The sequence below is a fragment of the Bacillus cereus genome, assembly GCF_002577405.1.
Lineage (GTDB): Bacteria > Bacillota > Bacilli > Bacillales > Bacillaceae_G > Bacillus_A > Bacillus_A cereus_AU.
Genome location: NZ_NULR01000032.1, coordinates 24,381 through 50,596 on the forward strand (window position 1 = coordinate 24,381; position 26,216 = coordinate 50,596).

A 26,216-nucleotide genomic window follows, 5' to 3' on the forward strand; every position below is an offset into this window, starting at 1 on the left:
CACATAGTGTTAAGCTCAAGCTTTTTCATAAATATAAAATTTACCAATTACTCTTCAGCATAAATTCCGTACAAATAAATGAACTTCATATAGCATCTTTCCTCTATTTAACATTAATATCATTTAACTTCCCCCATAAATTTATTCTATTATTAACTACCTCCTAGCTGTTTGTTCACTAAGTAGAACCTTACTAAATAAAAAAATCGGTATTGATAATTACATATCAATACCGACTTTCCCATCATTGTTTTCCTTCTATTAAATCATTTGCCATTTTCCTAAACTCTTGATTAAATGCATCATTCATACCATTTTGTACGTTAGAGAATAATATTACAAACGTTCGTTTATCCCAATTAAAATTATTAAATGTGTTCCAACCAGCTAATACACCATGGTTATGATAATAATCTGGGTAAATATAAAAACTAAATCCATATTTTCTTGCAGGTGATGCAGAAAACATATCCGTTAAGCTTTGTTTAGAAAGTAGTTTACCATCCATAATAGCTTCATCTAACCTTTTCATATCTCCAACGGTCGTATACATTTCACCACAACCATACAGCCAGTTCATTTTTAAACGAGGTGCATCTATTAACTCATTATCTTTTTTCGTATAACCTTCCGCTAAGAAAATATCTTCAGGGAGAGTTGCCCCCATTCCAGATTCATGCATTCCAACAGGCGTAAAAATATTTTCTTTCACATATTCAGCGAGCGGTTTATTCGAAATCTTTTCTACAATATACGCAAGCACCATATAATTATAATCTGTATATTTCCATCCCGTTCCAGCAGGGAATTGCAACGTTTGCTTTCCAATCCACGTTACTAATTTTAAACGTGAAGCTGCATCAACACTACCTTGCCCCTGATCTGGCAACCCAGACGTATGTGTTAACAAATTCCGTAATGTAATGTTTTTGTCTGCCGGAAACGATGGAATATACTTATTTACATTGTCATCAATATTCAATTGCCCTTTTTCTCTTAGTTGCATGATAGATATTGCAACAACTGTTTTCGTAATAGAACCAATGCGATATTTCGTTCTTGGCGTTGTTAATACATTATCTTTTACATTCGCATACCCGTAACCTTTTCGTAAAATCACATGGTCTTTACTAGCTACAAGAACACTCCCATTAAACCCTTTATCTTTCAAATATTGATCTAGTTTTTCAGCTGCCACTTCATAGCGCTTTTTTTCAGCTACGCTAACTCCTTGCACATCGTCCTTCCGCTTAGCATTTAAATTAGCAAATGCCTTTATATCATATTTCTTACCTTTATTTGCATGTATTAGCGCAACGACACTACCACAAAAAACAGCAAAAATAAAGAAAACGATTAACCATTTCTTTAACATAATAGGAACCCTCTTTTATCTAGCTTCACTTAACGCGCATCCATTCTGTTCTATATCTTATATTCTATTCTATATTTTATAATATTACCTAATCTATTATTCACTCTATTCTATCAGATTCCTTTTTCTCACACCTAATTTTCGACTACTCTCTATTGTATTTCTTTCTTGAAAAATTTCCACCATACAATCGGATGCGTCACACTATAATTTCAAATTCTTTTGTAACATTTGTTACATACTAAAAAGAATGGAGATGTAATATGAAAAACACTGATAAACGCAATCGTTTAGATGATAGGATGTTTCATTATCGGGTAACAAAAAATAACATGGTTTTAATTGAATATTACAGAAAACAAATTATGATATTAAAAGGAAATGATGCTGAAAAATTTTTAAACAAAATACATCATGCAAATAACGATAAAGAAAAACAACTCATTATGGCTAAAGTTACAGGTAATTTCAAAAGAGGAAATGAACGTCATTGAAAACGAATCTCATTTCTTTTTTGATTATACAGCATATTCAAAAAGAAATGTCGCTCATATGGCATTTCTTTAGACTTTCTTCATAAAAAATTTACATTGCTAACATTCCTTTATTTTTTATTCTTCCAATATAAGCTGGCCGCTGAAATACTGAGTAATACAACTATACATAGCCACGCATACGTATACCCTTTTTCATCTACAATATAGCCAAATAAAACAGGCGCAACAATAATAGCAATTTGATTTAATGTAAGTGCAAAACTCACTGTCATCCCTACGGATTCTTCACTTGCTGATTCTGCAACTTCGGCTATAAAAAGACTGAACCATCCAATTGAAAAGAACCCTAACAATGCACTTACACCATACAATACATTCGTTCTTGCATGTATGCTCATTACTAACATGAGAATGAAGCAGATAGAAGTGCAAACAGTTATAAATAAAGGGATACGCCGATTTCCCTTATAGAACAAATCACTAATAGCTGCTAATATAACCCTACCAATCATTCCAAAAAAGAACATAACGGAAAATACTTTCCCAGCTAAAATAGGTGTAATTGATTGTTCTATAACTAAATATTTTATAAAATGTCCAACTAACACCATTTGCAATGAAATCATGCAAATACCCGTTATATAAATTGAATACAACTCTTTTTTACATATCACTGCTTTTAGATGCATCCAAAAAGAGATATTACTGCGTTCTTGTCTCTTTTCCTCTCGAACACATGGTGGATCCTTATAAAATATATAAAATAAAAGACCACCTATTATACAGATACTTCCTATAATATTTATCGTAGACGTCACATTGTATTTTATCGTAAGAAACGGAATCAATACTCCCGCTAACGCACCACCAATCGGTATCCCAGCTTGCCTTATCCCCATCGCTAATCCACGATTTTCTTTTGGAAACCAATTTATTATCACTTTACTTCCTCCTGGCTGGGACACACTATAAAATGTTCCAACTAATAAAAGTACGAATAGTAGTCCGATAAATCCATTTACTATATTAGTCAATAAAAGCGAACCACCTAGTAAAAAAGAACTTATGCTAATTAACATTTTTTCATTATATTGATCCAGTAACCGCCCGACAAAAAGCATACAAAATAACGGGCCAATATTTACAACACTTATTAACAATCCACTCTCCATATTTGTAAGTACATATTCTTCTTTCCAAAATAAAGCGAAAGCTCCGACACCATACGTTATAAGTGTTGCTGTCGCTTGAGCAATCGTCGCATAAATTAACACCATCCACTTATACGTACTATTTACACTCTCTTCCATTAACATCAAAATCCCTCCCCCTTTCATTGTATGAAAGTTTTAATATCATATAAAATAAAGATTAACCATATAATCCATCAAAAAAATTGATACCTTTTTCGGGGGGATGACACGTGGACATAAAAGATTTAACTGTTTTTTACGAAGTTGCGAAAGAAGGAAATATATCTCACGCAGCTAAAAATTTGAACTATGTACAATCTGGCATAACAATGCGTATAAAGCAATTAGAAAACGAATTAGGCGTTCCGTTATTTTATCGAAATGGAAAAGGAGTTACGTTGACTTCTAATGGTGAGATTTTATTAACATACGCAAAACAAATCATCCACTTAATGGATCAATCTATTAAAGCGGTTCAAAGTAACGGAACCGAGCCAAAAGGAACTTTAAAAATCGGATGTACAGAATCTACAACCGCCGTTCGGCTTCCTTCAATATTAGCGACCTACTATGAGAAATACCCACAAGTCGAATTGATTTTAGAAACAAATACAACGAAACAACTAACTCACCTTGTATTAGAACGAAAACTGGACGGGGCATTTATCGCTGGCACTACTCCGCACGATGAACTTCACACAAATATATTTCGTGAAGAAGAATTAGTTCTCATCAGTAAAAATCCTTTATCCTCCTTTAAAGAAATAGACGGCATGAATTTACTTGCCTTTAGTCACGGGTGCTATTATAGAAGATTATTGGAAGACTGGCTTCAAGAAGAAGGAGTTTCACCTAAACGAGTTTTAGAGTTTGGGACAATTGAAGCGATACTTGCATGTGTAAAATCCGGTATGGGCATAGCAATTATGATGAAGTCTATTTTAAACGGTCATAAACATGACGTATCATTCAATCCTTTACCAAATAGCTTCAAAAAAGTTCCTACTACCTTTATTACTAGAAAAGATATTTTTCACTCTGCTGCATTACAAAAATTTATGGAGATGATCCACAATGCGTGAGAAGAAAATACGTGGTATGAAACGAAGAACAAACACTATGATAAAACGAATTGAAGAACATACAAAAACGTTTCCTTCTACTTTCCATAATGATGAATATTGGTATATACCGTTACCTGTTTCACAAGCTTTTATCGATTCTCGTAAAACACCTAGAAAAGTAAAGCGATTATGTATTCAAACTTTATTAAATCAAGCAAATCAATTAGTAAAAATGAACGATACAAATACATATCGAGTTGTTGTTATGATTTCTATCGCAGATTTATGGAACTCTCAAATTATCATATTTAAAAATAATGACTACTTTCATACTTTTTTCAATAGAAAAAACCATAAATTATTTAGAGGACACTTCTGTATCCCTAAATAAATTTATGGCTTTTCTCAAATATCTCCGGCCTCTATTAACTTGTTGATTTTAATCATACCAAACCTATTAAAATTTGTGAATATTATTTTTTCAATAAAGTGAAGCTTTAATCAGGATGAATTATCCATCTCCTACTGATTATTAGTGGAAGTTTTTACTGCTCATTAATGTAGGATACATTCTGTTCAAATTCTTTATAGTAACTTTCACTTGATATTTACGTATATCTACGTTTTACTTAATTACAAATTCTTAGTTTCGTATATCCTTACTTGGAACTTATTTTAAAGTATATTTGAAACTATACTTAACTTTGAAAACATGCATTATACTTTAGACAATACATTTTCTTGGAAAGTACGTTCTTCTTGATCTTCATATCCAGTTGAAACAACTTCTTGAATATCATCATGGTTAAATAAATAAGTGAAATCTGGATTCATATAGCCTTCTGGATAGGGACATCCCATATAATCGAATTTTCTTATCTCATCCGTTTCTACTTGTTGTTTCCGCCCGAAAATCATGAGTTTCTTTGTACCTTCTTTTAAAATTACAATAGAGCCTATAGGAAAAAGTTGCGAATTCATTGTATGGCCCCTCCTTATTAATTGTTTTTTGCTAAGAATTTAAGGAACCTAGCTTGGTTTTCCGCTTCTTTAAATCAATATATATACATATATACACACCATATATACTAGACACAACAGCCAATAAAGAAAAGACCAAAATTAAGACCGTCGCTAAAGCATTTTGTGATAATGAACCTACACATATCTGTCCAATAATATATCCCAATCCTGAAAAATAAACAATTGGAGAAATTTTTATATTTCCATTTTCTTCATTGTTTAATCGCTTTAAAAAACTTTTCATTCCAATAGAAATCAATTTATAAATTGTAAAAATGTAAAGCACAAAAGTAACAATAAAAAACAGAGGTGTTTCAATTTTAATAAAAGTATATGCAATCTTTTGAATCACTATAAAGCTTCCAAAAGAAAAAGTTATTCCCATAAATCCATTATATAAAATGTGTACCAACCTTGGCTCATTTGGTTTACAAAAAAATACCCATCCCCCCCATATATTAGCAGTCAATAGAACAGGTAAGATTATATATAAGTATATGGTAAAGGTTGGAGGGAATAAAAATGGGGTTAAAATCATAAAATTAATAACTACCCACACCATAATGACACTCGATCTAACACTGTAAGGCATCAATTTCCGAATAATTTGTTCTGTACTTTTTCCGTGGTATTTTTCCATATTAATCTCCCAAAAACTAAAAAATTTTATCTAAAGTTGCTCCGATTCCAGATTTAACTCTATCTTTTATCGAATCCTGTTTACCATCATGATTCCAATCACCTTTGTTAAACTTAATTCCATCTGTTAATATACTAGCTCCTATAGAAACACCAAAGCCAAAACAAGCTCCAACAACAGTTCCGATTGGACCTCCAAAAACAGTTCCAACAGCTGCACCTACTTGGGCTCCCGCAAAGGCACTTACAGCAGTAGAGCCAATCCCAATTGCTGCATCACCAATAATATCACCAGCTATTTTAGTTTTTGAAGCTTTATTTTCAATATTTTCCTTTGTATCATTAATTACATCCCACCCTATAGCTGCATAGCCTAAAGCATTTGTTTTTAATTTCAATGAATCCTTTAAAATTTCTTTTGGTGATAAAACATGTCTTTTTACATCGTCTATTTGCTTTACTTCGGCTAAAGGTAATTTTGTACGCCTTATCACATTAAGTCCATTTTTATCCTTTAGTACGGTGCGATTTTGAAATCTTACCATTTCTTTTCCTTTTCTATCTGTGTAGGGTGTTACACGCAAGCCTTTATTATGTAAAGATGCCAATTTATAGGCAGCTGCACCTTCCGTTACGGTACCCAGTAAAGTAAATGCAGACCCTGCAGGGTTATCTTTCCAATCACCAATATCGCCACCAAACGGTGCGAACCAATTTATATCAATTGCTTCTTCTCCAAATGAAACTTCTTGCTGATCAGCCTTCTCAAAACGATCAGCAGCTTTTCTTAATGAATCACTATGTTCTTTTAAAACGGTCGTTATAGTAGCTAACATTGATCCTGCGTATTGGGATTGATTTAACACAGCATCTCTTCCAGATACTTGAAAAGGAATATCAATTAACTGCTGATTGATACGTTGATATGTTTCAGATAGCTCATGATCTGTTTGTTCTATATTAGAAGCCAGTTTCCTTAAATGGTCAGGAGTAACCTTAATTTCACCGCTCACCTTGTTTCACCGCCTAATGATTTAAGATAAAGTACCATTTTCTTTATCTCTTCAGTAATTGTAAAGGTATCAAGGCAAATAAAATTCGTTTGTGTTTGCTCATTATCTAAAACTTTTTGGATTAGCCAATATTGGTTCTGACTATATAAAAACTGAATACAGTCTGTAGACCATGAGTCCTTTATATAATAATGAACTTGAACAGTATTTAACTCTTCACGATTATGTATAATGTTTGCTAACTCTAAGGAAGCTTCATCATCTAAGTAAAGTTTCAAGTAATCTACTAATTGCTTGTTTGATTGATTTAAAATGTTTTCTTTATATGCAGATGAAGGGATTTTAAATGTATAATTTGGACGAGAGAAAGAATTTTTAGGCTGTAATGCTTGATATATAAATTGCCAAGCTACCTCCGGTGTCCCGCATTCTTTAAATGTACATTGTTTTTCACCGTTAGCATCTGTTATTACATTTTGTATAACCTTTTTTTCACTAAAATAGAAAATTTTTTTTTCTAAAGCGCTGTTTTTACCTATCTGTACTTCAATAACAAATCCTGTAGTTAAACAAATGCGGAAATATTCTAAAAGTTGTTTGTTACATAATGTTTCATCTTCTTTTATTATGAGTAGCTCTTCGTTTTTCCAATTCTCGTACATTACATCTAATTCTTTGTCTATTTCTTCATCTGACCAATTTTCAAAGGGGTTCTCAATTCCAATCATAGTTTCACGGTCAAACATACCAGTTAATACATATACTTCTTTATTTGATAAAATAAGAGGTTCAATAGTCAAATAGTCCCACTCCCTAGCGTAATATATAATCCCTAAGAAATATAATACAATAAAAAAATGATTCAATCTAGTAATTGCCAACACTTAAAACTAAAAACTAAAAACATTCTAATAAAAACAAAAAGAAAGAGAATTAATTTAAATATATTTTTATAATAATGTCTCTTCACTACATAATTTTTATTTTGTAAGCTAAAAAAATAGAAGTATCGTCCTATATAAGACCATACTTCCGTAGTTACTTAAAAATCACATAATAAATTACCCATTACCTCTTCAAGCACTACATATGGATTTACTATCACTTTTTCCGAACGCCATCCTATAAATCCATCTGGTCTAATTAGTACAGCTCCTCCATTCTCTATCCCATATATTTCATTAAAAACATCTTCTTGAGTAATAAAGTCTCCACTTAAACCAACACGATACACTTTTATATTTACTCTTAACTTAGATGAAACATCATGTACACCTTTGGTCCAAGCACTATTTTCTACTCCAGTAAATAACACAAAATCGTTACCTAATAAATCAAGTATCGAAACTTCTTTTCCATCATACGTTCCCCAAAAGTGTGGTGCTCGCGTGCCGGGTCTTCCGTTCAACTCTACGATATCCATTCTATGTGGAATAGTGCATTTATCTATAATCGCTTGTGAACAATACTGATACCCAACAGTTACAGCTAAACCGTCCCTATTATTCAAACTGCCTACCTCTCTATTCGCAGCACGAAATAATAAACTACTCGCATAATCCGTCGTTAATTTTGCAACTGGATATCTCTCTTCATGATATGTTTCTAGCAATTTTGGCTTTGCTTTCCCTTTTATAACAGAAGCTAATTTCCAAGCTAAATTATGCGCATCTTGTATTCCTGTATTTGAACCAAATCCCCCTGTTGGCGGCATAATATGTGCAGAATCACCAACTAAAAAAGTGCGATTATCTTGAAATTTCACCGCTGTACTTTCACTCGCTTCCCACGGTAAAACACTTACTATTTCTGGTTCAACATTTGTGCTCCCAATTGCTGTTTGAATAATTTTTTTACAGCGTTCTATAGAGAAATCCTCTGGTCGCTCCCCTTTTATTGGATCATAAGCTACATGATAAATCCATTTACTTACGTTATCGACTGGAATAAGCGCACCAAGAACCTCCGAATGAAGTACCATAGAAAAACCGAATGCGTCCCCTTGTATAAATTCACTTAAATCCGCTTCAAAATAAATATTCATATAATACCCACCGATTGTACCCCGTCCCTCAGTCGTAATCCCTAACTGCTCGCGTATTTTACTTTTTGCCCCATCTGCTGCAATTACATAGTCACAATGTATGACACTTTCTTTTTCTGTTTCCCGATCTCGAATAATCGCTATTACCCCGTTTTCATTTTGCTCATAAGAAACCAGTTCATGATAAAAAGATAGCTTTCCGCCTAATATTTTCGCTTCTAGTAACATCATCTCTTCTAAAGTAATTTGATAACAAGCAGTTTGTTTTGATGGACTTATCTCTTCTACTTTTTGAAGTAACTTTTCATCGTTTCCATACTGAGCGGTCCTCATTTTTGCCAATTCCTCCTTATCCGCCTCAGCTATTGTATGAACTGCTATTCTTCCTCGGCAATTTTCTAATGCTTTACCCGCTGATCTAATTCTTTGTTCTAAACCTAATTCTCGAAATAACTCCATCGTACGAAAAGTGATTCCACCTGCTTTTGGATGAATTGCAGTAGACGGGTGCCTTTCAATCAGTAAATAATCAATGTTATGTTTTGCAAGAAATAAAGCAGATGCTAATCCTGATAATCCTCCTCCAATAATTAAAACTGGTACATAATTCGATTTCATATATTTACCCTCCACATCATTGTTCTGAGCTCAGTGACATAAATATAATCAAAAAAACAACAAAGATATAGACTTATATTTCATTTTAAATTATCATATAGATAGATTACGCCCAAAATTACTTTTATCCTTTCATACATCTACAATTCGCCTAAATTGTGTGTGTATGAAAGGATAAAATAGAAGATCCTACTTTACGTTGAACTATTTTCTGATGTAGACATAAAAAATAATAAAAACATTATAAGCGGTCGTATCCTTATAGATTATATAGGGTTACGACCGCTTATTTTATTGTTAAATGGCTTATCCTCTACCCTCTACAGACAACGCATTGTTAAATCATTTTCTATTTTAAAACTTCATCCATTGTGGTATGTAAACCTTCTAATCCCTTTTCTATCCCCTATAATTTTCAACACTAGAAAATTGATTCGTCTCGATTTTCTTTCTCAATATTGCAGCTAATGCAACTATCATGTAGCATTAGCGTATCGATGTAACGGTTCATTATCTTAAACCTTTCGACTAATTACCAGGAGGCAAAGTGGTTGAAATGAATAAACAAGAACAATTAAATGTTATTAAAGAAGATTTTATTAATTGTCAAAAAGTATTATTGGCAATTGGTGATGAAACACGTCAAGCTATTTTGTTAGTTCTAATGAAAACGGAATGTCAAACAGGATTACGTGTAGGAGAAATCACAAAGCAAACACACCTTTCTCGACCAGCAGTATCACATCATCTTAAAATTTTACGAGAAGCTGGCATTATTTTAATGCGTAAAGAAGGCACAAAAAACTTTTATTATATTGATATACGTACAAAATTAAGTTTATTAAAAAATCTTGTATTAGATATTGAGAAACTATTGCAAAACTTTTATTGAAATTTGGAGGCATAAGAAATGAAGGCAATGATAATTGATAAGTATGGGAAAGTCCCAATGCGTATGACAGAGGTGCCTACTCCTGAAATAAATGAGTATGAGGTGCTTGCGGAAATTCATGCAGCTAGTATTAACCCAATTGATTTTAAAATACGCGATGGAAAAGTAAAGATGTTGCTTAAATATGAAATGCCCCTAATCCTTGGGAATGACTTTTCCGGTGTCATCGTAAAAGTTGGAGCAAAAGTAACTCGTTTTAAAGTTGGTGATGAAATATATGCCCGTCCAAGAAAAGATAAGATCGGTACTTTTGCGGAATATATAGCCATTCATGAGGATGATATAGCCTTAAAACCAAAAAATTTAAGTTTTGAGGAAGCTGCTTCGATTCCACTCGTTGGCTTAACATCCTATCAAGCATTACATGACATCATGCACTTACAACAAGGACAAAAGATTTTAATTCACGCTGGATCTGGTGGTGTTGGTACTTTCGCTATTCAATTAGCAAAAATAATGGGTGCCACTGTTACAACGACTGCTAGTGAAGCTGGTGCGAATTTAGTAAAATCTCTTGGCGCAGATGAAATTATTAATTACAAAATAGAGAAATTTGAAGATATACTAACAAATTATGATGCGGTATTTGATACAATCGGCGGGACAACACTTGAAAAATCATTCAACATTATAAAAAGCGGAGGGAACATTGTTTCCGTTTCAGGAATGCCGAATGCTCGATTCGGTAAAGAATTTGGTTCAGGATTTTTTAAAACGCTCTTATTTTCACTGGCAAGCAATAAACTTACTGCACTTGAAAAAAAGCATAATGCTCAATATTCGTTTTTATTTATGAAGCCAAGCGGGGATCAATTACGTATTATTGCAAACTATATTGAAGCTGGAAAAATCAAACCGGTAATCGACCGAGTTTTTCCTTTTGAAGATGCTCAAAAAGCAATGGAATATTCGGAGTCTGGAAGAGCAAAGGGAAAAATAATTGTAAAAATTAAATAATATAAAAGCTCCATTTTGAAAAATGGAGCTTTTATATTTGCTGTAAAATAGACACAATACACTGAAGTCCTTACAATAGATTGCAAGGGGAAATAATATATTATACTTTTAGTTAACTTAACAAAGAATACATACGTACAAATACATAGTAAAAAATACAAAAGGAGGAGATAAAATGACTAAAAATAATGAAACAGGTTGGAATTTAGATAATAGTTATACTACTTTACCACAATCATTTTATACAGAAATCCCCCCTACTCCCGTAAGTTCGCCGGAGCTAGTTAAATTAAATCATTCACTAGCGATATCTCTTGGCTTTAACCCTGAAGAACTGAAGAAGGAAGCCGAAATCGCTATTTTTGCTGGTAACGCACTTCCAGAAGGAGCTCATCCATTAGCTCAAGCATATGCTGGTCATCAATTCGGACATTTTAATATGTTAGGCGACGGTCGTGCCCTTTTAATAGGAGAACAAATTACTCCTTCAGGTGAACGTTTTGATATTCAGCTGAAAGGTTCTGGCCCTACTCCCTACTCACGCCGAGGAGATGGTCGTGCCGCACTCGGTCCGATGCTACGTGAATATATTATAAGCGAAGCAATGTATGCACTTGATATTCCGACTACTCGTAGTTTAGCAGTTGTCACAACTGGTGAGCCAACATATCGTGAAACAAAGTTACCTGGAGCAATTTTAACTAGAGTAGCAAGCAGCCACATTCGCGTCGGTACATTTCAATATGCTGCGGCTCGTGGCTCAATCGAGGACATTACATCACTAGCTGACTATACGATAAAAAGACATTATCCAGAAATTGAAGCTCATGAACACCGATATACTGCATTACTACAAGAAGTCATTAAAAGACAAGCAAGTCTCATCGCAAAATGGCAACTCGTTGGGTTTATCCACGGTGTAATGAACACTGACAACATAACGATTAGTGGAGAAACGATTGATTACGGCCCTTGTGCATTTATGGACAATTACGACCAAGGAACCGTATTTAGCTCTATTGATACACAAGGTCGCTACGCATATGGAAATCAGCCATATATGGCCGCATGGGATCTCGCGCGATTAGCTGAATCTTTAATACCGATCCTACACGAAGATGAAGAAGAAGCATTAAATATTGCTCAAGACGAAATTTCAAAATTTAGCGTACAGTATGAAAACCTTTGGTTCCTTGGAATGCAAAAGAAATTAGGACTATTTGGTGAAGACGAACAAGACAAATCACTTATTGAGAAACTTTTAAAAATGATGGAGAAATATAAAGCGGATTACACAAATACATTCCGTTCTTTAACTCTCGATACATTAGAAAGTACACCAATATTTGAAAGTCCAGAATTTAAAGAATGGTACGGACTATGGCAATCTCGATTAGAAAAGCAAGAAGAATCGAAAAAGAACGCCTATGAGATGATGAAAAATAATAACCCATCAATTATCCCAAGGAACCACCGCGTAGAAGAAGCACTAGAAGCAGCTGTTACAAATGGAGACTATAGCGTAATGGAGAAGCTTCTTGAAGCTTTATCAAACCCTTATGCATATTCTACAGACCAAGAATCATACTGCGTTCCACCTGTGCCGACGAATCGTCCTTATCGTACTTTTTGTGGGACTTGATTGTTTAATCCTTAAAAAAGGTGTGTTCATACAAATTGTGTGAACGCACCTTTTTTTACACTTCCCTTCCCTTTCAAAAAAGCATTCTGAAGCATCTTTTAGCTACCCTTACTACATTCTCCCCTCCTCCCTTAAGCTAAATATCAAAACTATTTTTATTACAATTTGTCTAATAGTAAATCTACTAAACAAATATTGAGAAATATAAAACCTCATTTCTAAATATTGTTATTTTTGATAATATATTTTATAAGAATATTCAAAAAGCGAGGGGATTTCATGAACGTTCAACTACAAGGTAATGAACAAGTTACGAAACTATTTAATGATTGGTATGTGGCTATGCTAAAGCAAGATGTTTCACAGGCGACAAACTTAAAGCATGAAATTGAGGAAAAGGAACTAAACTTTGAGGAAGATGAAAATTTAGCATTATATCATTCCTTACTAGATTTTCGATATAAAGTTTTAACAGATAGTTTAAGTATTTCAAAAGATAGTTTTGAGATGATAGATTCTTACGCAATCTCAGCTAATCCTACACTTTCTTATTACTACCATTTGTTTAAGGCGATTCATGCTACTTTAACAACAAACTATAATGTAGCAAGTGAACACTATGAACAGGCTGAGAAACTATTAGTCAATGTTGCAGATAAACTAGAAGAAGCAGAATTTAATTACCGATTCGCTATCTTTAATCAACATTTTTATAAACCTATTGAAGCGATTCAGCAAGCAACAAAAGCCAGAGATATTTTCATGACTGAAAAAGGATTTGAGATAAAATTTGCCCTTTGCGACAATATAATTGGTTCCTCATGTGTATTTTTAAAACAATATGAACAAGCAGAGGAAAAATTCAATACTGCTCTTTCCATTTTACAAAAATTCGGCGAAAATGATTTAGTTTTAAGTGTTCGCAATAATCTAGGTTGGCTCTATGCAAGTCAAAACCTTTCTTCTCCAGCAATTCGCCATTTATCAGAAGTGACAACAAAAGTTCCTACACACTTTAAAGCGCTCTTTTTGCAAGCCAGAGAACATTCTAAACTGGGTGAAATAAATATTGCTGAGGAACTTATTAAAAAAGGATTGAAAGTTTGTACAGAACTAAACAATGATGAGTATATAATTCATTTTAAAATTTTAAATTCACTTAACAATAATGAGACAACTGACGATCTAGAAAAAATTATTCTTGAAGGAATTACGTATTTCGACAAAGAATCTTTATATAACTACACTCAAGAATATTCTGAAAAGTTAGCAATAAAGCTTTATGGTGAGAATAGTCATATAAAGGCGAGTGAATATTTTCATCGCGCATTACAAGCGAAAGAAAAAACTTTTGAGAAAGGGGCATTAAAATGATTAAAAAAATTAGTTCTGTTGTTTTAGGATTGTCTGTTATCGGTATTATGTCTATTGGAATAAATAGTTCATTTACATATCAAGCAAGTCATGCCGATCTTCCTGCACCAAAAAAACCTGACTTTGTTCAATCCGTTGACGTTAGTAAAGACTACAACTCAACAACAGCTGAAAAAGCACTTTAAAAAACGAAAGACCTTCAATAAAGAAGGTCTTTTTAAATGCCCTTATTTAGAGTATTTGTCTTCTAAGTAGAATGTATTTTCAACAAAAATAGTATTCTCCCTTTATTTCACCAAAATCCTCATTCTATTTCTTTCATCAACCCCGCAATCCCCCTGCTCCCCTCACTCCCAACGTGCTCTATAGAAAAAATGAGTTCCCCCATTACGTTATTAATCAACTTCTGTAATTTACAAAATTCACTTTCCCATTTGACGTTATATTTTTCAATAGTAATTCTCTGTTTCAATGTAGCCCTCTCCTCAACACATACCTAAAATAATTTATAACCTCTGAATATGCGTATCCTTAAACCCCGTCTCATATTTCAACCCATATCCAAACATTCGATCCATTCCGATATGCGCTGTCCATATTAGGCCCACCATTAAAATCGTATCCATCTTTAAATAGACCCCTATTAAAACAAGTAGTATCGATATAATATATGTGTGAAATAGATTGTAAATTTGCGCACCGACACGATTATTTATCGTGTATGCTACCATCGCTAAATCAGGTGCAAAAAGTAATACGATAAATAATAACCAACTAAATCCACATAATGAATATATATAAATCGCAGCTAATAAGACAATCAATCCTTCAAAGTGTATAATTCGTTTCTCCAAACTTCATCATTCCTTATCTGTTAGCTTGAAAATTTTATTCGGATTCAAAATATTTTGCGGATCAAGAGCTTTCTTTATTTTCTCCATTACGAATAATGCCGCCCCATGTTCTTCTTCTTGATACTTTCGTTTTCCGATTCCAACTCCATGTTCTCCAGTACACGTTCCACCTCGTTTAAGAGCATACAGTACGATACTTTCGTTTATTTCGTCAGCTTTTTTCACTTCATCTTTATCGTTCGGATCAACCATTAAGAGCACGTGAAAATTCCCGTCTCCTACATGACCAAGAATACCACCAACAAGACCAACTTTATCTAAAGTCTCTTTCGCATGATGGATCGCGCCAGCTAATTCCGAAATCGGCACACATACATCCGTACTCATTAGCTTTTTACCTGGGTAACTATGCACATAAGAATAAGCTAAGTTATGTCTGGCATCCCATAATTTATTCCTCGCCGCAGTTTCAGTCTCAAAAGCAACTTCTCTACATTTATGATCAAAAACAATTTCTTTCGTAAATTCAATATCTTGCTTGAGCCCTGCTTCATTGCCATGAAACTCTAAAAACAGTGTAGGTTCTTCTCTGTAACTCGTTTCATTATAATGATTTACTTGTTTCATAGATAATTCATCAACAAGTTCAATTCTCGCAATTGGAATACCTGCCTGCAATATATGAATAACAGCTTCTACTGCATCATTTATAGTTGGAAACGATGCTCTCGCAGCCATAACATGTTCTGGTATGCCGTATACTTTTAAAGTTAACTCCGTAAAACATCCAAGCGTCCCCTCTGATCCGACGAAAAGTCCATTTAAATGATAGCCTGATGATGACTTCGCTGCTAAATTCCCAGTATGTATCACTTGTCCATCAGCAAGCACCACTTCTAAATCACGAACTTGATCACGCATAACGCCATACTTTACCGCTGTTGTTCCACTCGCATTTGTAGCAGCCATTCCACCTAACGTTGCATCTGCCCCCGGATCTACACTAAAAAACAAACCGTATTTCTTTAGTTCTTTATTAAGCTGAGAGCGCGTTACTCCTGGCTGTACTCTCACAAGAAAATCTTTCTCTCTTATTTCAAGTATTTTATTCATAAGCGAAAAGTCCATTGTAATTCCTTTTTCGTAAGGAATTACATGTCCCTCTAAACTGGACCCTACTCCAAACGGAACGACAGCTGTTCCTTGCTGACCTGCTACTTTCATTATCGCGCTAACCTCTTCTGTCGTTTTCGGAAAAACAACTACATCTGGTAAACTACTAGCATGGTAAGATTCATCTTTACTATGTAACTCTCTTACTGTCGTATTGATTACTACTCGATCTTCAGGAAGTATATCCTTTAATTCATTTACTAAATGTTCAATTGTTATTTCCATCACTAACTCTCCTTTTTAGTTTTGAAATAAGTATACCATTTTTATACAAAATAATTAGAAAAATAAGATTATTAACTTTGAGCATAGCAAAAAGAACTTGCAGCGAGTGCTACAAGTTCTTTTTTCATTTCATATTAAATGACTTCTTTATTAACAGCATAAACCAAACTAAAGTAAATGCCATCATAGAATGAGAGAAACCGACAATATAAGTTAACCCTTTAAAGTCCGCTCCATTTAGTTGAAGAAGCCCTCTCGCTGCTAGCGAACCTAACATTAAAGTTAATGCGATATTATGTAAAACAAACCAGTTATTAAATCCTTTCACTTCATGAAATGCGAATACTTTTGCTAATCCTAAAGCAATTAAAAAGAAGAAAAAGCCAAGTACTAACGTATGCGTATGTAAAAGATTTAATAGTGTAGATCCTAGAATCCCTTTAAACTTACCATACTCCCTAGCAAAAATTCCTGATAATAAACCGATAATTAAATACGTAAACGATGCATTATATAATTTCTTCATTATGTACCTCCTTGAGTAGAATGTGTAGTGTGTCATATTTAGTAATAATGATAGTTATATAGTAAAAACTCCCAGTTACCTAGGAGTCATTGTATAAGTATCTCACTCTTTACAATCAATCCTAATTATAAAATATCCTTTTATACAAAACAATCGAACTTTATGTGAACAAGTAGAGCATAATTAAAATATGTTGCACTTTCGTTTCGCACGATTCATACTAATTGTTATAACTTTTAAAGGTGGTGCAATAGATTGATAGTTTTAGAAACTGAACGTCTCACGCTTCGTTGGTTTGATATAAAAGATGCTCCGTTTATTCTCGAATTAGTAAACGATCCTGCATGGATTCAATTTATTGGTGATAAAGGAGTTAAAAACTTAGAAGACGCAAAAAATTACATCGTAAATGGACCAGTCGATATGTATAACAAATTCGGATTTGGCCTTTACTTAGTAGAAAGAAAAGAAGATCTCACGCCACTTGGTATGTGCGGCCTTATTAAAAGAGATTCATTAGAAGATGTTGATATCGGCTTTGCCTTTTTAGAAAAATTCCGTTCAAAAGGATACGGCTACGAATCAGCTTCTGCGGTCATTGAGTATGGAAAGAACGAGCTAGGTCTTAAACGAATTGTAGCAATTACTTCTACAGATAATGTTAATTCAGGAAACCTTTTAGAAAAAGTAGGATTACGATTCGAAAAAATAATTTCAGACTCAGGAGAAGAGCTAAAGTTATTCGGGTATAACGCATAGTAAAAAGGGCGCCATTCACGGCCATAGCCATCAACTTAAGAAAATCAATAAAATAATAAGATTAGGGCACCCTTTCATGCAGTACTGCATGAAAGGGTGCCCTAATTTATGTCTACAAACAACAACATATTAGTTGAGGAATTACGCATACTGGGTGAAGAATTTCGAAATGAATTTTCTATCCATCACTTACAAGAACTTGCGTATCAAACAGGTATGATTCGACGAAAATGAAAATTTCAGGCACAGGACCTTGTATCTCAGCCGAAGCGCTCAATAAGCGTTGGAACGCGCGAACTGTAGCATTCCTTAAAAAGTTATTTCTGTATGCACTGGATATTACATTTGCTTATTTACGATAAGGCGAAACATCTCAAATAGCAAGAAATTCAAGAACATCCACACCCCACCATATACATATCCACCTACGATATCGCTTGGAAGTATATGAGAAAACGCAATGTTTGCAATTGCTATACCTAGCAAAAGCACGATACCCAGAAGAGGGAGAACAAATTGTATATACTTATTCTTCAGGTGACGTACCATTAGAAATAAGCAGGTGCCAAACACAATAATGGTAATTGTTGCTTTTTCATCTGGAAAAGCAGAAGAACGTGTTGCCGCATCTTTTCCAATAAAACGAAAATAAGACAGTGTGTGTAAGACTGCATTATGGTATATATGTGCTCCAAGTATGGAAACGATAAGTAAGAGACCTTCAAGCCATCTATCCCTTCCTTTTCTCCAAATGGCTAAAATCGTAATAATAATGAGAACACTAAATGCGATAGGTGACTGCAACGATAGAAATCCTTTGATACTACTTGTCCATCCTGTTTGAAGTACAGAATGAACAATATATGTAGTAACCTCGTTAAACTGAGTAAACTCATTATATAAATAATCCAGTGCCATTCCCAACATTAAGGTTATCATTCCTAATAAGACTAGTGTAAGACTGATAAGGAACGCTTCCGTTGCTCGGATTGTTCGAAAATAGGAAATAAGCCAATTAAGCAGTCGTAGGAAAAAGTTTTTGATTTGTTTTTTGTAAAATTTGTAAACTAGTCCCCCCCTATAACGATAGCGAGTACAAGGACAATGTAAATAAGATATTGTCCGGCCAATTTATGAAAATCCTGCCAGCGCGGTCCTAATATTTTACCTAGTGTAATAAAGCCAATTGCCCATAAGCTTGCCCCTATGTATGCTGGAATAAAAAAGGTTCGATACGGCATTCTTGAAATACCAGATACGTATCCTGTGAAGTGCCGAACCCCAGTAATGAAATAAGCAACTACCAACAATTTACTTCCTGATCGTTCCATCCAGGCGGCTACTTTTTTGTAGTTCTTAGGTCCAAGGTGAATATACCGTCCATACTTTTCAATCAGTTTATAGCCTCCTAACCTTCCAATCCAGTATGTAACTGTAATTCCGACTCCTCCAGCAGCAATAGCTGTTAGAATGGCCAAGGTATAATCCATTTTTCCTTGAAACACAAAATATCCGGCAAAGCTCATAAAGAATTCAGCCGAAATCGGAATCGCAAACAGTTCAATCAAAATAACAGTGAATAAAATACTATAGCTGTGCTGCTCAAATAATGAAATTAAATGTTCCATGTCGTTCCTCCGAGCCTCATTCTGTTTTTGTTTTTATTTTCATTTATCCCACTATTTGCGTGCAGTAATACTCCCACCTCAAAATTTGGTGAAAGCAAAGAAGTTACGTGGGAGATAAACTGCCCATTAATGCGGGATAAAATCAATATGTAAGCTCAAGAGCACTTCCCCCTTTCATTCATTATAGATAGATAAAACAAAAATTATCAAACACATCTATTGATTGATATAAAATCATTCCATTAAAATACACTTAATATCCCAGATGATTTATGTTAATATTTTTAATATTAACATAAATGAAAACCACCTTATTTTTCATATGAATTTTAAATTTCAAAGCAAAACTAATTTTTATTTAAAACAGAATGTGGATTGCATAAAATGAGGTTGAGAAAGCAAGAAAATGCTTTTGTTAAATGCCGCATTTTTGTGAAATACAACATCAATCAAAGGAGCCTATAAACAATGAACGTCTCTTTACTTACACCTACTACCAATTTACAAGAAGAATACTTAGATTTTTATAACGAATGGAAAGATAGCGGTGAAACGCTGATTCCGTGGGTTATTTCAAAAGACCCTTCTGACTTCCCAGCTATGATACAAGAATTACTCGATGCACATAACGGAATAAATATTCCCGAAGCGTGGGTACCAGATTCTACGTATTGGCTCGTTACAGATAATAATAGAATTGTAGGAGCTGTTAATATACGTCATAGTTTAACCGAACATCTATTTAACGCTGGAGGCCATATCGGTTATGGCATTCGCCCTTCCGAAAGAAGAAAAGGATATGCTACGAGGTTACTAGAGTTATCATTAGAAAAAACGAAAGAATTAAACATCACGAAAGCACTTGTCGTATGCGACGAAGTAAATACCGCTTCAGAAAAAACAATTTTACATAACGGTGGCCTTCGTGATGAAGATTTCATTGAAGAAGATGGTAATGTTGTAAGAAGGTTCTGGATTGAGCTATAAATGATCAACAAGAAGCCAGAAAGTGATTACACACTTTCTGGCTTCTTTTATACTGCTTCAATTTCAAACTGTACTGTAATACCACTTGGGTCTACTACTGTAAATCCATTTATAGTTTCATTTTAAATTCAACATGACCAATGCGTGTTTTCGGATGAATTTGTACCATGAATAACTTCATCTCCTTCTCCCTATATACTTCTATTAAATTTAACCGTTACTATAAAGGTTACAACCGAAATCACCCTATACAAATGAAAAAAGTCAGAATTTATACCCATTTCATTTTCTCAATAAAAAAGCCACCTCTTCTAACTATCAGAAAAGATGACTTCACAAAAACAATCTATTATAACTCTTATCTCATTTTATGTACTTCAGCAACTAACTTTCCGCCCTGAATGCCCATATAAAGCTTCACAGGTGCATCATTCGTGTTTTCAAATACTAAGTCTAAGTATGGATATGCAATTGTAGCGTCTCTTCCTTGTGGAACATAACCTACTGTTTTAGAATGCGTAGTTCTCTCTACCATTTTCAAACCAGCTTGATCTGCTGCATTGTATAAAGTTGATGATGTTTGACAAACACCACCGCCATATCCATCTACTAATTTACCATCTACGATTTCTTTTCCTAATTGGTAGCCTTTATCTGGCGTTGTATCACCGATTAATGCATTAAAAGAGAAACGGTCTCCTTTTGCTAATACAACTCCGTTTATGCTCGCTGCAGACAAACGAATGTTTTCAATTCGGCCACCTGTTGAGCCACCTAAATTTGTTTCATATCTACCAATTACAGTACCACTTCCTTGCCCATCGCTAAGTGTTGCAGCAGGCTTTTTCTCAGTAATTGGTAACTGGTATGAAGAATCCCACATACCAACGTTCAACAATTTATCTACTAATTCTTTTTCCATTAATTCATAAGAAGGTTTTCCTTCTTGCCAACTTCCATCAGGAGCTATACGTGAAGGGACCATCTTTTGGTCAACGCTTTTCCCAACCTCGCTAGCAACCTTCGTTACCGATTTTTTAAATTTCGCCTCATCTTCAAAATAACCTAAACTCGATAAATCTAGTTTTTTCACTTCAGTACCCGTGCGACCATCAACTAAACTAATCGTATCCTGTACCTCTGCTTTAGCTTCTACAGTGTGTCCACCAATATCACTTACTAATGCAACATCACTTACTTTTGTACCACAACCACTCATTACAGCTACACATAACACCCCAACTAATATACCCTTTATTTTACGGAACAATATACTCTCCCCTTTTTCCTAATGTCATTCTTATGTATTATTTCATTTTTATGTATGTTTTGTTACAATCATTTTACAATATATTTATAAATTGTTACAAGTTATTTTTCACTCTATTAAAATTACTCTTTTCTTTTGTAAATGTCTATACATATTTATATAAATTTTTGAGTTTGATAACATTGTAACTTTTATGTTAACTATCTTCATCCAGTATATACCATTAATTAAGTGAAATACAAATTAAAAACACTATTGTTTTACCTCTTTATTCACCTACGTAAGTCCGTAACTATAATACTGATTCATCATTTCTAGCCATTTTCACGTTACTCATAAGTACATACACCCTCTCCTTTCTCCATATATGGGTATTTGCCGTGCCACCTCTCCGCTTTTGCACATACATTATGGTGAATTTAACCTAATTTAAAGAAATGGAGGATGTTTTTATGTACCCCTACAATCCATATGATCCATATAATCAATATGCGTACCAACAACCACAATATGACTTACAAGCACAATACCAATCCTATATAGATCAAGCAGAGCAAGCGAATCCATATGATCAAAATCGACAATTTCAAATTCCAATCTCTTTTCCTGGGACTGGTGGACGTCAATTAGAAAGACGAGTAAATGAGCTTGAGCAACGAGTACGTCAACTAGAAAACACAGTTGAGCGCCATACACGTAGACTAAACCGCTTAAACCAACGTTTACGTACAGTAGAAAACAGATTGAATATTCCATTTTCAGCACTAGAAGACGGCTTTTAATTTCAAAAATAAAAAACATATAAGGAAGGTGCTCCCCCTTCCTTATATAAATTGACTAAAGTTTTTTCCATCTCTATACTGATAAGAGTTAACGAAATGAAACAAGGTGATAAATATGGATTTTGAAATAAATTTTCTTTCCTTTTATGTTGTACAAGTAGAAGGAAAAGGTGAAGCAGTTGATAAACGCTATAAACATTTTCAAACTTTAGATGCTGAAGAATATGAAGATAGCTCCTTAAAAGAATTTTTGAATGGTGAATTATTAAAAATTTCAAAGCGAAAAGTAGAACGTCACGCAAAAACGGAACAAGCTCCAACAAAAATTGGTCGCTTTATTGTAGAGGAAGGGCATGCACTCGATTCAAACCCTCATTACAACTTGTTTAATCGTATTCGCTTTGCAGAAACGAAAGAAAACTTCAAAGATATGAGCGAACCTCTCGTTTATACATATCTTGACACAAGTGCTGTACGCGGTGGTGTATTTTTAATCGCCCAAGCAAAATTACGCAAATACTTTGATGATCCATTCGTATTCGTAATGAAATGTGACTTCGAACCGAAAGTCGCTTCCATTTCTGATGAATCAACGCTTATTCGTAACGTTGAAATGGCCATCACAACAAAGAATATGAAATCTATCCAATATCCATACATGCCTGAAGAAGGCATCGTCGAAGTAGGCGAGCTAAAAATTCACCAAGCATCACACGCCCGTTACTTTGAAGACTTCTTAAAATTCGTAGAGTACGAACGCTCTATGCCTGAAATTATGAAAACACAAGTAATGGACATGGTATACGACCAAATTGAAGATGTATTTGAAGAAGGTACTGAAGAACGCGAACAATTCGACCAAGCGATGGAAGTATGGGCTGCCAGTCCGAAACGCGAAATTATGGAACAATTTTCAACCGAAGAAGTAATGGAAGCTACTGCTCAAATCGTCGAGCACGCTCCTGAAGTGGAATTAAAGTTAAAAGCAGACCATATTTCTGTGCAGGCTTTGCTTGCAGATTTTGGAGACCAGATTCATATTGCGAAAGTTAACGATAAATATGTACTAATGATTGAAGCGGATTCGCTTACGTTCGAGAAAGGATTCTCTCCAATTGAGTTTTTGAAGCCTGATGAATTGGAGAAGGTTATAGAGCGAATTGCGAGGAAGTCGTGATTTGAGTAATGTATAAGTGCCATTAAAGCAATTTTGAACGTTTTAGTGACCTGAAATGTGACCGCTCTTGTTTATCTAAAATCTTGTGATTACTGGATTTCTATTAAATTTAGTGACCGCATTTGTGACCAAAAAACATGCTCTTGAAGCTGTAGAAGATTTCCTTTATTTAATACAAATTAGAAAAACAGTGAGCTTGTACATTGCTCACTGTTTTTTATTTATGAACTAAATATTTGATTAAGATATGCAATGTATCCCTTAACTACTGATATTGTCTTCAATACAAAGCAATCCCAATGCAGCCTGTATGACTCATAGAATATTCATAGAAACATAATAAAATCATTCTTCATCTTTTACAGTGTAACTAATCTTTTGTATTACTTTTTATTACTTTGTCATTTAAGTAATGTTAGTATTGATAAAAGTACATTACACCCTATGATAGGACGGTTATTCTTCTCATAAACACCTAAAACCTAACAGTTATAGACTGCTAGGTTTTAATTTACCTCTTCCGTTGTGAGCCACTTTGTTTTAATTCCACTGAATCTTCCACCTATAAACTCCACTGTATTTCAAAATATCTATCTACGCAAAAGTGATTTTACCTCTTCATTAGCAGTACAAACTTAACTATATCAAGGTTCCAAATTTATTCCATCCCAGAGATATGTGACACCTTCATGTTGTTTTATAGATTTAACTTTTCCATCCTGAGATATCACAAAAGCTATAGCATCCTTATTATAATTACAATAACGAATTGCAGACCTGTGTCTTGTGCCATAAGAAATAATATTAAGGTTAGTAGTGTCATTCCCATAAGGGTCATTTGCTTTCTTAATAGAGGTTAATTCATCATTCGTTAATCGGATTTCAGCCCCAAATCCTAATATTTCAAATTTTTCATTTAACACAACTGCACCGTCTACTTCAGATAACGAAGATATAAATTCCTCATGCTCAAATATTTTCTTTTCTGCCCGTCCAATCCTTCTTTTTGAATCCAGAATTTGTTCATATTCTTGTATATCTTTTCCTTTCTTAAAAAGAACATCAAAATACAACCTTTCATTTATACATTTATTTAAAAATTCATCCCATATCTTCGGACTTTTTAGTTGATACTTCATGTGTAAAGAGTCCCTAAAAACCTCATTTGGCAAACTCTCTGGAACAACAATTAAAGTTCCACCATGACGTTTCTTCTCAATAAGCCTTAAGATATTTCTTAAGGTACTAAAATAAAGTGTTTTAGGTGTATCGTTTGAATCATCTTCACTATATCTATCTCTTTGGAGTCCCTCACATACTTCTAGATAAAGCTTATTGGTTATGTTTGAGAAGTGATTTCCTATTATTCCTTCACTAATATCTTTTAGGGGGGAATTAGTTAATTGTCCTCCCTTTAACTTAAAAAATTGTTCCCCACTTGCAGATGCAAGTAATTCTCCTGGTTCTGAAACTTCTAAAGTAAAAATAAAAGGTGGTGATAATGCACCCGAAGCCCTACCATTCTTCAAGTTTGTATAATCATTTCCTAAAAATATGACTCCCCAAATAACTAATTGATTAGGACTCCCTCCTTCTATTATTTTTTCTTCAGCACAAACTGTTAAAATACTAGTTTTAGGATTAAATGCTGGTGATAAACGGATAAGTTCACTTTTACTAAATCTAATAATATTCTCAAACCTTATTGGTGGACTAGACCTATTTAAAATACCACTTAAATTATCACTCGGCTCCATGTAAGCAATCGTAGCAGATATGTTTCTAGATTCTTCTTTTTCAAAACTTAGATGATACATGACGTTCATCATCGACAACAAGTTTTCATCATCTGGGAAATGCAGACCCGAAACATGTTGTTCGTACTTACTTCTAAATGAATTCCAATAATCTTTAGTTACTTCTATTAAATCGATTGGATATAAAAATTTAATAATATCTCCCCCTTAAAACTATTTAACTAATTATAATTCATTAAGAACTAATTGGTGTATAAATTCACCATAAATGAATTGAAAGATAAATTATTTAGTTCCTTTTAAACAATGTAACCCGAGTAGCTTAGATTTTCTTATTGCACTAACCTGCAAGTTTAAGTACATTCCTTCACAATCAACTATCATCTTTTAGCTTGGTATTTTAGAACCAGAGATTGAAATTGACTACTACTCTTAATGAAATCACAGATTTATTAATCGTTGTGCAGCTATGTCTTGAACTCTACCCTATGCCAATATCCGCCCAATATAAGAAAAAAGGAATAACTCAAACCTGAGTCATCCCTTTCCTGTGCATTTTTATATAGTAGAAATGCACCCGTTAATTGAGCGAAAGTTAAAAAATGTATTTGTATGTCAATTAACTATTTAACTGTACAAAAGATAACCCGTTATAAATTATCATCTGCTTTTTCATCTAAACACTCT

General features: G+C 33.9%; 26 protein-coding genes and 3 pseudogenes. 13 read left to right on the forward strand and 16 right to left on the reverse strand.

Going from position 1 to position 26,216, the window contains the following annotated elements; translation table 11 throughout:
* Positions 1 to 244: 244 nt before the first annotated feature.
* Entirely contained in the window at positions 245 to 1,375 is a 1,131-nt protein-coding gene (locus tag COC96_RS26235) for a serine hydrolase domain-containing protein (protein ID WP_098769710.1), read from the reverse strand.
* Positions 1,376 to 1,638: 263 nt separating this feature from the next.
* Between COC96_RS26235 and COC96_RS26240 the strand changes: the two genes are divergently transcribed.
* Positions 1,639 to 1,869: a hypothetical protein gene (locus COC96_RS26240; protein WP_098267120.1), complete on the forward strand. Its 231-nt coding sequence runs from the start codon at positions 1,639 to 1,641 to the stop codon at positions 1,867 to 1,869.
* A 110-nt stretch (positions 1,870 to 1,979) separates the two neighbouring features.
* On the opposite strand, the gene COC96_RS26245 is transcribed toward COC96_RS26240, so the two are convergent.
* Positions 1,980 to 3,188 carry an MFS transporter gene (locus tag COC96_RS26245; RefSeq protein ID WP_098267119.1) on the reverse strand — a complete coding sequence of 403 codons (1,209 nt, stop codon included), beginning with the start codon at positions 3,186 to 3,188 and terminating at the stop codon, positions 1,980 to 1,982.
* A 107-nt stretch (positions 3,189 to 3,295) separates the two neighbouring features.
* On the opposite strand from COC96_RS26245, the gene COC96_RS26250 reads away from it, so the two are divergent.
* Both COC96_RS26250 and COC96_RS26255 read left to right on the forward strand, forming a co-directional pair.
* Positions 3,296 to 4,147, forward strand: a complete 852-nt coding sequence (locus COC96_RS26250; protein WP_098267118.1) for a LysR family transcriptional regulator — start codon at positions 3,296 to 3,298, stop codon at positions 4,145 to 4,147.
* Positions 4,140 to 4,481 (forward strand): annotated as a pseudogene (locus COC96_RS26255) (DUF3916 domain-containing protein); the annotation flags it as partial. The gene COC96_RS26250 and the pseudogene COC96_RS26255, both read left to right, overlap by 8 nt.
* A gap of 365 nt (positions 4,482 to 4,846) precedes the next feature.
* Here COC96_RS26255 and COC96_RS26260 read toward each other — a convergent pair.
* The 5 genes from COC96_RS26260 to COC96_RS26280 form a co-directional block, all read right to left on the reverse strand.
* On the reverse strand, positions 4,847 to 5,110 hold the full coding sequence (locus tag COC96_RS26260) for a DUF4176 domain-containing protein (protein WP_098267116.1): 264 nt from the start codon (positions 5,108 to 5,110) through the stop codon (positions 4,847 to 4,849).
* Positions 5,111 to 5,141: 31 nt separating this feature from the next.
* Positions 5,142 to 5,792: a hypothetical protein gene (locus COC96_RS26265; protein WP_098267115.1), complete on the reverse strand. Its 651-nt coding sequence runs from the start codon at positions 5,790 to 5,792 to the stop codon at positions 5,142 to 5,144.
* A 16-nt stretch (positions 5,793 to 5,808) separates the two neighbouring features.
* Positions 5,809 to 6,804 (reverse strand): WXG100 family type VII secretion target, encoded by a 996-nt coding sequence (locus COC96_RS26270; protein WP_098267114.1) that lies wholly within the window; start codon positions 6,802 to 6,804, stop codon positions 5,809 to 5,811.
* Positions 6,801 to 7,604, reverse strand: coding sequence for a hypothetical protein (locus tag COC96_RS26275; protein ID WP_098267113.1), 804 nt, complete (start codon positions 7,602 to 7,604; stop codon positions 6,801 to 6,803). Before COC96_RS26275 ends, COC96_RS26270 begins: the two co-directional genes overlap by 4 nt.
* Positions 7,605 to 7,846: 242 nt before the next feature.
* Positions 7,847 to 9,466 (reverse strand): FAD-dependent oxidoreductase, encoded by a 1,620-nt coding sequence (locus COC96_RS26280; protein WP_098769711.1) that lies wholly within the window; start codon positions 9,464 to 9,466, stop codon positions 7,847 to 7,849.
* A gap of 547 nt (positions 9,467 to 10,013) precedes the next feature.
* Here COC96_RS26280 and COC96_RS26285 point away from each other — a divergent pair.
* The 5 genes from COC96_RS26285 (at position 10,014) to COC96_RS26305 (ending at position 14,576) form a co-directional block, all read left to right on the forward strand.
* Entirely contained in the window at positions 10,014 to 10,358 is a 345-nt protein-coding gene (locus tag COC96_RS26285) for an ArsR/SmtB family transcription factor (RefSeq protein WP_098267111.1), read from the forward strand.
* 18 nt (positions 10,359 to 10,376) lie between these two features.
* The gene (locus COC96_RS26290; protein WP_098769713.1) at positions 10,377 to 11,375 is read left to right on the forward strand and encodes an NADP-dependent oxidoreductase; all 999 of its coding nucleotides are present in this window, start codon (positions 10,377 to 10,379) and stop codon (positions 11,373 to 11,375) included.
* A 175-nt stretch (positions 11,376 to 11,550) separates the two neighbouring features.
* Complete coding sequence (locus COC96_RS26295) at positions 11,551 to 13,017, forward strand: protein adenylyltransferase SelO (protein ID WP_098267109.1); 1,467 nt, start codon at positions 11,551 to 11,553, stop codon at positions 13,015 to 13,017.
* Between the two features lie 279 nt (positions 13,018 to 13,296).
* Positions 13,297 to 14,391, forward strand: coding sequence for a Rap family tetratricopeptide repeat protein (locus tag COC96_RS26300; RefSeq protein ID WP_098769715.1), 1,095 nt, complete (start codon positions 13,297 to 13,299; stop codon positions 14,389 to 14,391).
* On the forward strand, positions 14,388 to 14,576 hold the full coding sequence (locus tag COC96_RS26305) for a Phr family secreted Rap phosphatase inhibitor (RefSeq protein ID WP_098769716.1): 189 nt from the start codon (positions 14,388 to 14,390) through the stop codon (positions 14,574 to 14,576). The genes COC96_RS26300 and COC96_RS26305 overlap by 4 nt, the downstream gene beginning before the upstream one ends.
* Before the next feature lie 143 nt (positions 14,577 to 14,719).
* On the opposite strand, the pseudogene COC96_RS26310 reads toward COC96_RS26305, so the two are convergent.
* The 4 genes and pseudogenes from COC96_RS26310 to COC96_RS26325 all read right to left on the reverse strand — a co-directional run.
* Positions 14,720 to 14,863, reverse strand: a pseudogene (locus COC96_RS26310) (GrpB family protein); the annotation flags it as partial.
* Positions 14,864 to 14,897: 34 nt separating this feature from the next.
* Positions 14,898 to 15,245 (reverse strand): DUF4260 domain-containing protein, encoded by a 348-nt coding sequence (locus COC96_RS26315; RefSeq protein ID WP_098267105.1) that lies wholly within the window; start codon positions 15,243 to 15,245, stop codon positions 14,898 to 14,900.
* Positions 15,246 to 15,251: 6 nt separating this feature from the next.
* On the reverse strand, positions 15,252 to 16,643 hold the full coding sequence (locus COC96_RS26320) for an FAD-binding oxidoreductase (protein WP_098267104.1): 1,392 nt from the start codon (positions 16,641 to 16,643) through the stop codon (positions 15,252 to 15,254).
* A 124-nt stretch (positions 16,644 to 16,767) separates the two neighbouring features.
* Complete coding sequence (locus COC96_RS26325) at positions 16,768 to 17,169, reverse strand: DUF2871 family protein (protein ID WP_098267103.1); 402 nt, start codon at positions 17,167 to 17,169, stop codon at positions 16,768 to 16,770.
* A gap of 255 nt (positions 17,170 to 17,424) precedes the next feature.
* Here COC96_RS26325 and COC96_RS26330 point away from each other — a divergent pair, with 255 nt between their 5' ends.
* Entirely contained in the window at positions 17,425 to 17,928 is a 504-nt protein-coding gene (locus COC96_RS26330; protein WP_098267102.1) for a GNAT family N-acetyltransferase, read from the forward strand.
* A 108-nt stretch (positions 17,929 to 18,036) separates the two neighbouring features.
* On the forward strand, positions 18,037 to 18,162 hold the full coding sequence (locus COC96_RS28270; RefSeq protein ID WP_255287919.1) for a hypothetical protein: 126 nt from the start codon (positions 18,037 to 18,039) through the stop codon (positions 18,160 to 18,162).
* A gap of 105 nt (positions 18,163 to 18,267) precedes the next feature.
* Here COC96_RS28270 and COC96_RS28275 read toward each other — a convergent pair whose 3' ends face one another.
* The gene (locus COC96_RS28275) at positions 18,268 to 18,855 is read right to left on the reverse strand and encodes a hypothetical protein (protein ID WP_257202262.1); all 588 of its coding nucleotides are present in this window, start codon (positions 18,853 to 18,855) and stop codon (positions 18,268 to 18,270) included.
* 140 nt (positions 18,856 to 18,995) lie between these two features.
* The gene (locus COC96_RS28280) at positions 18,996 to 19,556 is read right to left on the reverse strand and encodes a DedA family protein (RefSeq protein WP_257202264.1); all 561 of its coding nucleotides are present in this window, start codon (positions 19,554 to 19,556) and stop codon (positions 18,996 to 18,998) included.
* A gap of 468 nt (positions 19,557 to 20,024) precedes the next feature.
* Here COC96_RS28280 and COC96_RS26345 point away from each other — a divergent pair, with 468 nt between their 5' ends.
* Positions 20,025 to 20,543 (forward strand): GNAT family N-acetyltransferase, encoded by a 519-nt coding sequence (locus tag COC96_RS26345; protein WP_098267100.1) that lies wholly within the window; start codon positions 20,025 to 20,027, stop codon positions 20,541 to 20,543.
* Positions 20,544 to 20,590: 47 nt separating this feature from the next.
* Here COC96_RS26345 and COC96_RS27380 read toward each other — a convergent pair.
* Both COC96_RS27380 and COC96_RS26350 read right to left on the reverse strand, forming a co-directional pair.
* Positions 20,591 to 20,665 (reverse strand): annotated as a pseudogene (locus COC96_RS27380) (glyoxalase); the annotation flags it as partial.
* A 236-nt stretch (positions 20,666 to 20,901) separates the two neighbouring features.
* Positions 20,902 to 21,813: a VanW family protein gene (locus tag COC96_RS26350; protein ID WP_098267099.1), complete on the reverse strand. Its 912-nt coding sequence runs from the start codon at positions 21,811 to 21,813 to the stop codon at positions 20,902 to 20,904.
* Positions 21,814 to 22,265: 452 nt separating this feature from the next.
* Here COC96_RS26350 and COC96_RS26355 point away from each other — a divergent pair, with 452 nt between their 5' ends.
* Both COC96_RS26355 and COC96_RS26360 read left to right on the forward strand, forming a co-directional pair.
* Entirely contained in the window at positions 22,266 to 22,595 is a 330-nt protein-coding gene (locus COC96_RS26355) for a hypothetical protein (RefSeq protein ID WP_000283710.1), read from the forward strand.
* A gap of 115 nt (positions 22,596 to 22,710) precedes the next feature.
* Positions 22,711 to 23,772, forward strand: a complete 1,062-nt coding sequence (locus COC96_RS26360; protein ID WP_098769718.1) for a DUF3900 domain-containing protein — start codon at positions 22,711 to 22,713, stop codon at positions 23,770 to 23,772.
* Between the two features lie 644 nt (positions 23,773 to 24,416).
* Here COC96_RS26360 and COC96_RS26365 read toward each other — a convergent pair.
* On the reverse strand, positions 24,417 to 25,727 hold the full coding sequence (locus tag COC96_RS26365) for a putative sensor domain DACNV-containing protein (RefSeq protein WP_373604895.1): 1,311 nt from the start codon (positions 25,725 to 25,727) through the stop codon (positions 24,417 to 24,419).
* Between the last annotated feature and the right edge of the window lie 489 nt (positions 25,728 to 26,216).